Here is a 9,874-nt window from a genome sequence, read left to right as displayed (position 1 = left end):
TGAAAAGGTAAAAAAACTAAATCAATAAAATGAGGACGTGCTGATTTAAAAAAATCTAATATTGAACATTTTTTGATTTATGAAAGAGATCTAGTATCAATGGGATATACGACTTATCAGGCTTATGACCACCATTATTATTGTGGATTGTTATAATTATTTAAGATCAGTCAGAAGGCTATATCGATGTTTAAATATTATCCGATTATATGAGAAAAGTGTAGTAATATAAGAATAAATTGCAATAAATAATTTAAATAGTGATTTTCATTTGATCTAATATCGTCATTTGATATTTTTATTAAAAATCATTTAAAAATAAAAAAAATCAGCCTCTAAGGCTGATTTTTTTATCTAAAACAGAATTATAAACCTGCTTCGTATTCACTGCTTGAAAGTAACTTTTCTACATCTACCATATTGTTTGGCTTAATTTTATAAATCCAACCCTTGCCATAAGGGTCATCATTGACAAAATCAGGATCATCTTCAAGTGCCGAGTTCACTTCAACCACTTCACCTGAAACAGGCGCATGAATATCAGAGGCCGTTTTCACCGACTCGACTACACCCGCCTGTTCACCGGCAGTGATTTGTTGACCCACTTCTGGTGCTTCTACATAGACCAGATCACCTAAAGCATCCTGTGCATGATCGGAAATACCAGTAATAACCAGATCACCTTCAACTTTGACCCATTCGTGAGTAGTGGCGTACTTTAATTCTGAAGGGTGATTCATGGATGACTCCTTTAAAATATTCAAATCATTTTTGCCATGTTTTATACATGTTTTTTGATAAAAACAAAAGTTTATAAATAAGGATCTTTACGCCAATTGCTTGGACTACGTCCACTCCAGCGTTTAAATGCACGGCTGAAATTGGCGACATCGCTATAGCCAATTTCATCGGCAATCTGCTCCAGAGTGTAATCGGTACGTGAAAGCAGGGAAGTTGCATGACGATAACGCACTTCATCCACCAAAGTGGAAAATGATGTGCCTTCAGCCGCCAGTTGACGCTTTAAAGTACGATCAGACATATGCAGCCGATCTGCAACATTTTCGATGCTTAAATAATGCTGCTCCGACTTGGTCAAAATATCACGTACCCGCATAGCCAAGCGGCGGCGTTCACCCAGCGCTGACAGTTCTGCTTCACATTGGTTAATCGCAATCTGGCTGGCAATCGGGTCTGCATTGACCATCTTTAAACCCAGATATTTTTTATCAAAACTGCTTAACAGGTGCGGCTGTTCAAAACGGAACTGATGCGACGGGAATTTTGCCATATAGCGTTCAAAACCGGCAGGTTTCGGAAAATCAAAATCAATTTCCCCAGACAGGTCTTCACAACCGGTCAGGGCTTTGGCCATGGTGATAATACCAAAGGTCAGGGCAATGGCGATTTCAGTTCGTAAAGGCTCAATGTCAAAGTCACATTGCAATTGCAGCGTGGCTTTTTCACCAAAAGTGGAAAAATAAAGCTGTAAAAAAGGCAGACGTAGCTGAATAAATCGGTTGGCCAGGATCAGGGCATCGGTAATATCATGCGCCGTCATAATGGCATAGCCAATAAAGCCATGAATCGAGATACGCATTTGGGTACCCAAATGGAAACCCAGGGTCGGTTCACCGGTTAAACGTAGCGCATGTTTGACCAGTTCATTGGCAATTGGGGTCGGAATACGAAAGTTGGGATCTGCCAATTGTTCACTATTTAAGTGAAAAGGTGTAAATAGTGCTTCAGCAGTGTAGCCCCAGCGGGACACTACATCTAATAGCAGCAGGCCATATACACCCGGTATTCCTTGATCCTGTCTTGGAGAAATCGTTTTCATGCGCCATCCATTGCATTCATTCGTTTTTCTATTTGTAACTGCCATATTGGCACGAATTGGAAGACTATCCTATTAAAATTGTTCGACAATATTTTTAAAGCCTGCACATTAGTCAGGCTGATAGTCTTTTTTGAAGACCAAAATTTTAGTGGTGGAAATAAGTAACACATCATGATTCTGATTGAATGCCTGAGTCACATAACTCACTATAGCGCGGTCAGTTTTACTTTTTGATGGCGTAATTGCCACAATTTCGACTTCGACATGAATTTTATCGCCAGGACGGGTCGGGCGTGGCCAACGCAGACTGGATTCCGAACCAATCAGGCCATAAGCCACTGGAAAACATTCGGTCCATAAACGCATGGTCACTGCACAGGTGTGCCAGCCGCTGGCAGCAATGCCCTGAAAAACAGGATGCTCTTTGGCCTGAGTTTCATCGGTATGAAAAACTTGAGGATCATAAGCATGGGCAAACTGTTTAATTTCTTCTAAAGTCATTTCATATTCACGGCTAATGAAACGATCACCCACTTTTATATCTTCTAAATACAGCATTAATGCAATTCCTTTTTCTTCAATGCCTGTTGTTCTATCAAAAAACTGCCGCTTTGTCTTTGCCATAAATGTGCATAAATACCGCCCAGTGCGACCAGTTCATCATGCGTACCTTGCTCTACAATGCTGCCTTCATCCAGTACAATCAAACGATCCATTTGGGCAATGGTAGATAATCGGTGCGCAATGGCAATCACGGTTTTACCTTCCATCAAGTCATCCAGACTGGATTGAATGGCGGCTTCAACTTCAGAATCTAAGGCACTGGTGGCTTCATCTAAAATCAGGATCGGTGCATCTTTTAAAAACACCCGGGCAATTGCAATACGCTGGCGTTGACCGCCTGACAGTTTGACGCCGCGTTCACCGACATACGCTTCATAACCGGATTTGCCGCGCAAGTCGGTGAGCTGTGGAATAAAATCTTCTGCCTTGGCTTTCCGCACAGCTTCAAACATTTCTTCATCGGTGGCATTTGGGCGACCATATTTAATGTTTTCAGCTACGGTACGGTGTAACAAGGAGGTATCCTGAGTCACAAAAGCAATGCTTTTACGCAAGCTGTCCTGAGTCACATCTTGAATGTTTTGACCATCGATCGAAATACGACCTTGGTTGATATCATAAAAGTGCAATAACAGTTGAATCAGGGTCGACTTTCCCGCACCAGAGCGACCGACAATACCAATTTTTTCACCCGGTTTAATGGTTAAATTAAAATGATCAATCACATTTTTATTCTGATAAGCAAAGCTGACATCTTCAAATTTGATTTCCCCATGCCGTAACTGCAAGGGTTGCGCATCAGGTTTGTCCTGAATGTGAATCGGACGCCCCATGGTTTTCATCCCATCTTGTATGGTTCCGACATTTTCAAACAGTGCGGATGACTGCCACATCATAAATTCGGCAATACTGTTGAGTTTTAAGATCATGGCTGTAGTTGCAGCAATAATACCGAGTTCAGCTTGACCGTTAATCCAGAGCCAGATGGCGGTACCTAAAACTCCGACGTATAAAACCACACTAAGCAAATTAATGCTGATTTCATACTGTACGCCCAGGCGCATTTGCTTATATACCGTGACCATGAAGCCTTGCATCGACTCTTTGGCATAGTGGCTTTCACGGCCAGCATGGGCGAATAGCTTGACGGTTTGAATATTGGTATAGGCATCGGTAACACGACCGGTCATGACTGCACGGGCATCGGCTTGCTTACTCGAAATCTGGCTTAAACGTGGAATAAAAAAGCAGGCCGCAGCAATAAATAGCACCAGCCAAAGCAGCAGCGGCACAATCAGCATCGGGGAAATTGCCCCCAGCACCACACTAATGGTGACAAAGTAGATCAGCACATAGGCCAGCATATCGCCTAAAATGACCCAAAATTCACGTACTGCCAGTGAGGTTTGCATAACTTTAGCAGACAGACGCCCGGCAAAGTCGTTATGGAAAAAATCCAGGCTTTGCTGTAACAGTAAATTATGGAAACGCCAGCGTAAACGCATTGGAAAAGTACTGTATAAAATCTGATGTTTAATAATCGATTGCATACTGGCAAATAGAATATTAGCCAGTAAAATGCAGCTCAGGATTGTAAGATTCTGGCTATGTTGAGCCAAAAAAGTGTCAGGCTGACTTTTACTTAACCAGTTGACCAAATCGCCGATTTTGGAATAAAGGAAGGCTTCAAAACTTGCAGCCCCTGCGGTAAACAGTACCAGCAACAATAAGTAAGGGCGTACACCTTGGGCAGCTTGCCAGACGAAAGGGAAAAAGCGGGTAGGAAGTGGTTCGTTTAAACCTTTGGATGGATAAGGATCGACAAGTTTTTCAAACCACTGCAGCATGCGAACTTCCTTGAGTGAATGTCAATTAGGCTTAATTTTATTGGAACTTTAATATTATAAATAATAATTAAACAGATATCTAAAAACTTGTTTTATTCAGTAAAACATACAATTCGATAGCTGAAGCTATTGATGTCAAACAATAAACAATAAACCTCTTTCATAAATCATTTTTCACTCAACTCCAAGTTATAGATTCCAGTAATTAAACTGAATCTCAAACCCAGTCTTTTACCTCTATTTCGGTAACGTCCAGCAAGGATTTTAAAGGTCTTCAGGCGACCAAATACATGCTCGATCCCGATTCTTCTTTTGTTGATTTCCTGATTATAGATTTTGAGTTCAGGATCCAGTTTACAGCGTCTTTTGGCTTTTTAACGGCAATAGGCTATTAGGATACACAGCATAAATTCCCTAGTAGCCTTTATCTGCAAGGATAAAAGCTCCTGAAGGAATCTGCTTTAAATTGCGTTTGAATAGCTCGAAATCATGCACCGTACCGTGATCAGTGCATAAACTCAGAATTTGCTGAGTTTTATAATGAATGATGGCCTGTACTTTAAAGGTATGGGTCTTTTTCTTGCCGCTATAGCTTTTCTTCTGTTTTTTTAGGCCTTTGTATTGGAATTTCTGTGGCATCCACGATCACCACATTCCAGTCTATGCCTTCGCCCTCGGGTAAATCTTTGGGTAAATTAAACAGATTGGACCGAATCAGGCAGTCTTCAACATGACGGAAATTCTTGAGGCTGTGGGCTCTGAAACCCCGTAACTCGTCGCAACGTGAAATAAGGTTCGGTATTCCCGCCAATAGCTCAGACAGAGCAGAACCTGATCCTCCAGGCTTAACTTGGGCGGTCTGCCTTTGGCAGGGACATGTATTTTCAATTGCTCAACCATTAAATAGAAGGTTGACCATGAGATGCCAGTGTATCGCTTGAACTGAGGATCAGAAAGCTTGTTTGAAGCGATGTATTTCATCCGCAGATTATGCACGAATGCTAAGAAATCCGGAGTGCAAATATTAACCAAAAAGAAGATCATTTTTTGATTTATGAAAGAAATCTACTGATTTAGGTAAATTATGTCTACTGCAACTGTACCCCAGTTATGGAATAAGTCCTTTATTCTATGTCTGGCAAATAACTTATTCTTATTTATATTTTATTTTGCTCAAACCACCATCTTGCCGATTTATATCATTAACGAGTTGCATGGCACTTTGGCACAAGCAGGTTTAGCCATGACCCTGTTTATGGCATCTGCCATTGCGGTAAGACCTTTTAGTGGTTTGATTATTGAAAAAATTGGAGCAAAAAAAGCCCTTTATATCTCTGAAGCCTTGTTTTGTCTATTTTGTCTGACCTATATGCTGGCAGACAATTTAACTTTATTGCTGTGCATTCGTTTTTTACACGGGATCTGGTTTAGTATTTTAACTACGGTCATTGTTCCTATTGTCAATGACTTTATCCCGGCTGAACGTAAAGGCGAAGGTATGGGATATTTCCTCACGTCGATCAATTTAGGCATTGTTCTTGGGCCGCTTATTGGTTTAAGCCTTATCCAAACCCTGCCCTATATGATGATCTCCGGAATTTTAGCGGCATTTGTGCTCTTGGGCTTTTCTTCTGTTTTATGATTCCACTCAAACATAAAGTCAGCCCGGTCGAAAAACCAGAAAAACGCAAACTGAGTCTTCAGGATTTTATCGAGAAAAAAGCGGTTCCTGTCTCACTTATGGCATTAATGGTTTCCTTTGCCTATGCCAGTATTATGTCGTTTATTTCAACCTTTGCCGAATCGAAACATATGTTGTCTTATGCTAGCCTGTTTTTTGTGGTATTTGCCATTTCGATGATGAGTCTGCGCCCGATCACGGGAAAAATCTTTGACCGTAAAGGCGCAAACTACGTGGTTTACCCAGCCTTGGCCCTGTTTGCACTAGGTTTACTGGTGCTTAGCCAGATTGATAGTGTGCCCGGATTTATGCTTGCCGCTGTACTGATTGGGATGGGATTTGGTTCTGCCCAACCTTGTCTGCAAACCATTTCAATTCAACGATCTGCGAAACATAGAATTGGCCATGCAACTTCAACCTACTTCACCTGTTATGACATTGGTATTGCGCTGGGATCATTGATTTTGGGTATTGTGATTGCTTATTTTGACTATAGCATTGCTTATATGCTGTGTGCAGTGATTATTATTTTAAGCCTACTTTTCTATAAACTGGTGGTCGACAAACCTGCAGTGACAGACTAATGATTCTAACTATAATTAAAAAAGCATGCTTTTAAACATGCTTTTTTAATTCATGACTCAGCAGCATGGTTATTCAGGAGCAGCTCCTTCTTTTTTTTCTTGACTTGCTTCTTGCACCATACTGAATCCACTAGTTTCAGCTGGACTGACAGTATTTTGCCGGGTGCTTTTTAATTTAATCTGCAAGCGTAATTCATTCATGGAATCGGCATTACGCAAGGCTTCCTCATAACTGATCGAACCTTCATTATATAAATCATATAAAGCCTGATCGAAAGTTTGCATGCCCAATTCACGGGATTTTTTCATGATTTCTTTTAATTCATGAAACTGACCTTTAAGAATATTATCGCCAATCAATGGGGTATTCAGCAGAATTTCAATGGCTGCACGACGCCCCCGTCCATCCTCGGTACGTACCAAGCGCTGTGAAATAATAGCTTTCATGTTGGAAGATAAGTCCATTAATAATTGATTGCGACGTTCTTCCGGGAAAAAGTTAATGATTCGATCCAGCGCCTGATTGGCGTTATTGGCATGCAAGGTACCCAAACATAAATGCCCGGTTTCGGCAAAGGCAATGGCATGTTCCATGGTTTCGGTATCCCGGATTTCACCAATTAAAATCACGTCGGGTGCCTGACGTAAGGTGTTTTTCAAGGCATTGTGCCAGGAATGGCTATCCACCCCAACTTCACGATGCGTGATCATGGATTTCTTATGCTTATGTACATATTCAACCGGATCTTCCACCGTAATAATATGCCCGGCAGAATTTTCATTACGATGATCAATCATGGCGGCCAAAGAGGTCGATTTACCCGAGCCTGTGGCTCCTACGACCAGGACCAGTCCACGTTTTGCCATCATCACATGTTTTAAGGATTCAGGCAGCTTTAACTGGTCAAAATTTGGAATTTCTGCGGTAATGGTTCGTATCACCATCCCCACCTGTAACTGCTGCTGAAAAACATTGATACGAAAACGCGAAACATTGGGAACGCTAATCGCGAAATTACATTCCAGCTCGCTTTCAAATTCAAGCCGCTGTTTCTCATTCATTAAACTATAGGCAAACAGTTTGGTCTTTTCTGCCGTTAATGCCTGCTGACCAATTGCTTTCATTAAACCCTGATGTTTAATACTAGGCGGAAAATCTGCTGAAATAAATAAATCCGAGCCCCCATATTCCACGACCTTGGTCAGCATATGGAACATCATTTTACGTGCTTCTTCCAGTAATTCCGTACTATACATATATTCCCCGATGAGAATTGTTTCTATGATGCACGCATACTGAAATTGGTTTAATTTGTTTAAATGCTTATCTCAGTCGTGAAGAAACAATTCATGTTTTATTGATTACTATTTTTCCCTATTGTGCATAAACATAGTAAAGTACTCAACTTTGTTATTTTTAACTGGTTAAAAATATGAATAGAAATTGCATACAGCATCACTAAACGCATGGTTTAAAATTAACCAGATAACAAAAATAGATCTGTAGCAAGAAAAAAGCCCCTGAAGTTCAGGGGCTTTATCGTAACGTTATGTATAAATCTTTGATGGTCTATGACTTTTTCTTAGAAAATCAGGCACTACGTTTTAATCGAGATACACGCAGTGAATCTGCCACCTCCAGCAAAATTTGCCGGGTTTTGTCCCAACCTAAACAACCATCTGTCACAGATTGGCCATAAGTCATCTCACAAGAAATCTTTTGCTGGCCATCAACCAGATGACTTTCCAGCATTACCCCACGCACATTGGTCTGCAGGCGTTCTGCCACGATCTGTTGCAGCACTTCAGGTTGCAGCATTGGATTTTTCGAGCTGTTGCCATGACTGCAATCAATCACCAGTGCCGGCAATTCAGCAGCATGCTTGGCTTTGATTTTTTCAATTTCTGACAACTGATAGTTCGGGCCGCTATTTGAGCCACGCAGAATCAGATGCGCTTTTGGATTACCCTTAGACTCTAAAATACACGGTAAGCCAGACTGGCTCATGCCCAGGAATTGATGGGGATGCGATGCAGATTGAATGGCATCTAGAGCAATTTGAATCGAGCCATCGGTACCATTTTTGAAACCGATGCTGTATGGCATATGGCTTGAGATTTCACGGTGAATCTGCGATTCGCTGGTACGTGCACCAATGGCACCCCATGCCAGTAAATCGTCGAAATAGGCTGTCGCCATTGGACTTAAAATTTCCGATGCAATCGGCAAGCCCATTTCAATAATTTTCAGATATAACTCACGTGATTTTTCCAAGCCCAATTGCATGTTAGATGAACCATCTAAATTTGGGTCATATAAAAAACCTTTCCAACCAATGGTGGTACGTGGTTTTTCAATATAGGTACGCATGACCAGGAAAATTTGATCTGCGACTTGGCTTTGTAATTGTTGTAATTTCTGTGCATATTCAAGTACAGCAACGGGATCATGAATCGAACATGGCCCAGTCACAACCATCAAACGATGGTCTTTGCCTGCCAAGATATTTTCAATGGTTTGACGCTGATCGGCAATTTGTTGCACCATCTTGTTCGATAAAGGCAATTGTGCCTTTAATTGATGAGGCAAAGTTAAAATGGTTTCTTTTGCAGTTGTTTGAGTTTGTTGTAAAGCAGTATTCAAAGCATTCATTGGTCTTTCCTGGGGACTGTTTTAGTCCAATCTTTTATTTGAGCGTCATGGGTCTAATGGATTGCGTGTGCAGAGTCATCAATTGACTAAAGTAAGACCAATAAAAGTTGCTAAAGTATGAATAATTTAATGTTTTCATGAGTAAACTCCAAAAAGTGTAAGAAAAATAAGATATAAAAAAACCTGATCAGGTTTGCCGATCAGGTTATAAACTTGGTGGGCAACCATTTCTTGCCCGAACACGTTCAGGCAATTATCTAAATTGCCAAAAATAATAATTTGCGTTTGAGATGACTGGTTGCTTTAACATCTTTATTTCTTCAAAAAAGTATGTGTCTTGAAATTAAAATACGCTGTATTGCCTTATTTGACAATAGTTTTATTCAAAATAAAAATACATAAATAAGTAAACTTTTACTTATCATTTGTTTATAAAAAAGCCAATGAGATAAAATTTAAATTATTTATAAAAATCATTTAGATAGCTTACATATTCTTGCTTATATTGAGTTCTACACGTCAGATCTCAACAAAAATTCCAATCACCGATTCCGCTCTACTTTATCGACAGGCCTAGACTGTATTTTTAAAATTATGCTCTACCCCACTTCCAGGCCTGAATTCAGCCAGACGATTATTTTATAATATCTTAGACTAGCATTTGAAGTGCAACACCATGTTCTTGGAATAATACCTGACTCGGAC

General features: G+C 40.5%; 8 protein-coding genes and 1 pseudogene. 1 reads left to right on the top strand and 8 read right to left on the bottom strand.

Annotated elements, in window-relative coordinates; all coding sequences use genetic code 11:
- Positions 1 to 365: 365 nt before the first annotated feature.
- From gcvH to WAE57_RS15510, 6 genes are all read right to left on the bottom strand, one after another.
- Positions 366 to 740, bottom strand: a complete 375-nt coding sequence (gcvH, locus tag WAE57_RS15535) for a glycine cleavage system protein GcvH (protein ID WP_337711265.1) — start codon at positions 738 to 740, stop codon at positions 366 to 368.
- Between the two features lie 71 nt (positions 741 to 811).
- Complete coding sequence (locus WAE57_RS15530) at positions 812 to 1,840, bottom strand: AraC family transcriptional regulator (protein ID WP_237787354.1); 1,029 nt, start codon at positions 1,838 to 1,840, stop codon at positions 812 to 814.
- Between the two features lie 108 nt (positions 1,841 to 1,948).
- Positions 1,949 to 2,398 (bottom strand): MaoC family dehydratase, encoded by a 450-nt coding sequence (locus WAE57_RS15525; RefSeq protein ID WP_337711264.1) that lies wholly within the window; start codon positions 2,396 to 2,398, stop codon positions 1,949 to 1,951.
- Positions 2,398 to 4,251 (bottom strand): ABC transporter ATP-binding protein, encoded by a 1,854-nt coding sequence (locus tag WAE57_RS15520; protein ID WP_337711263.1) that lies wholly within the window; start codon positions 4,249 to 4,251, stop codon positions 2,398 to 2,400. Before WAE57_RS15520 ends, WAE57_RS15525 begins: the two co-directional genes overlap by 1 nt.
- 414 nt (positions 4,252 to 4,665) lie before the next feature.
- Positions 4,666 to 4,890, bottom strand: a complete 225-nt coding sequence (locus WAE57_RS15515) for a transposase (RefSeq protein ID WP_337711262.1) — start codon at positions 4,888 to 4,890, stop codon at positions 4,666 to 4,668.
- Positions 4,891 to 4,965: 75 nt separating this feature from the next.
- Entirely contained in the window at positions 4,966 to 5,151 is a 186-nt protein-coding gene (locus WAE57_RS15510) for a transposase family protein (protein WP_337711266.1), read from the bottom strand.
- A gap of 184 nt (positions 5,152 to 5,335) precedes the next feature.
- Here WAE57_RS15510 and WAE57_RS15505 point away from each other — a divergent pair.
- Positions 5,336 to 6,516 (top strand): annotated as a pseudogene (locus tag WAE57_RS15505) (MFS transporter).
- Between the two features lie 69 nt (positions 6,517 to 6,585).
- On the opposite strand, the gene WAE57_RS15500 reads toward WAE57_RS15505, so the two are convergent.
- Positions 6,586 to 7,773, bottom strand: a complete 1,188-nt coding sequence (locus tag WAE57_RS15500) for a PilT/PilU family type 4a pilus ATPase (protein WP_337711261.1) — start codon at positions 7,771 to 7,773, stop codon at positions 6,586 to 6,588.
- A gap of 334 nt (positions 7,774 to 8,107) precedes the next feature.
- Entirely contained in the window at positions 8,108 to 9,169 is a 1,062-nt protein-coding gene (locus WAE57_RS15495; RefSeq protein WP_337711260.1) for a 3-deoxy-7-phosphoheptulonate synthase, read from the bottom strand.
- Positions 9,170 to 9,874: the final 705 nt, after the last annotated feature.

It is taken from the genome of Acinetobacter sp. NS-4 (assembly GCF_037402435.1).
GTDB lineage: Bacteria > Pseudomonadota > Gammaproteobacteria > Pseudomonadales > Moraxellaceae > Acinetobacter.
This window is presented reverse-complemented; position numbering and strand designations above follow the sequence as displayed.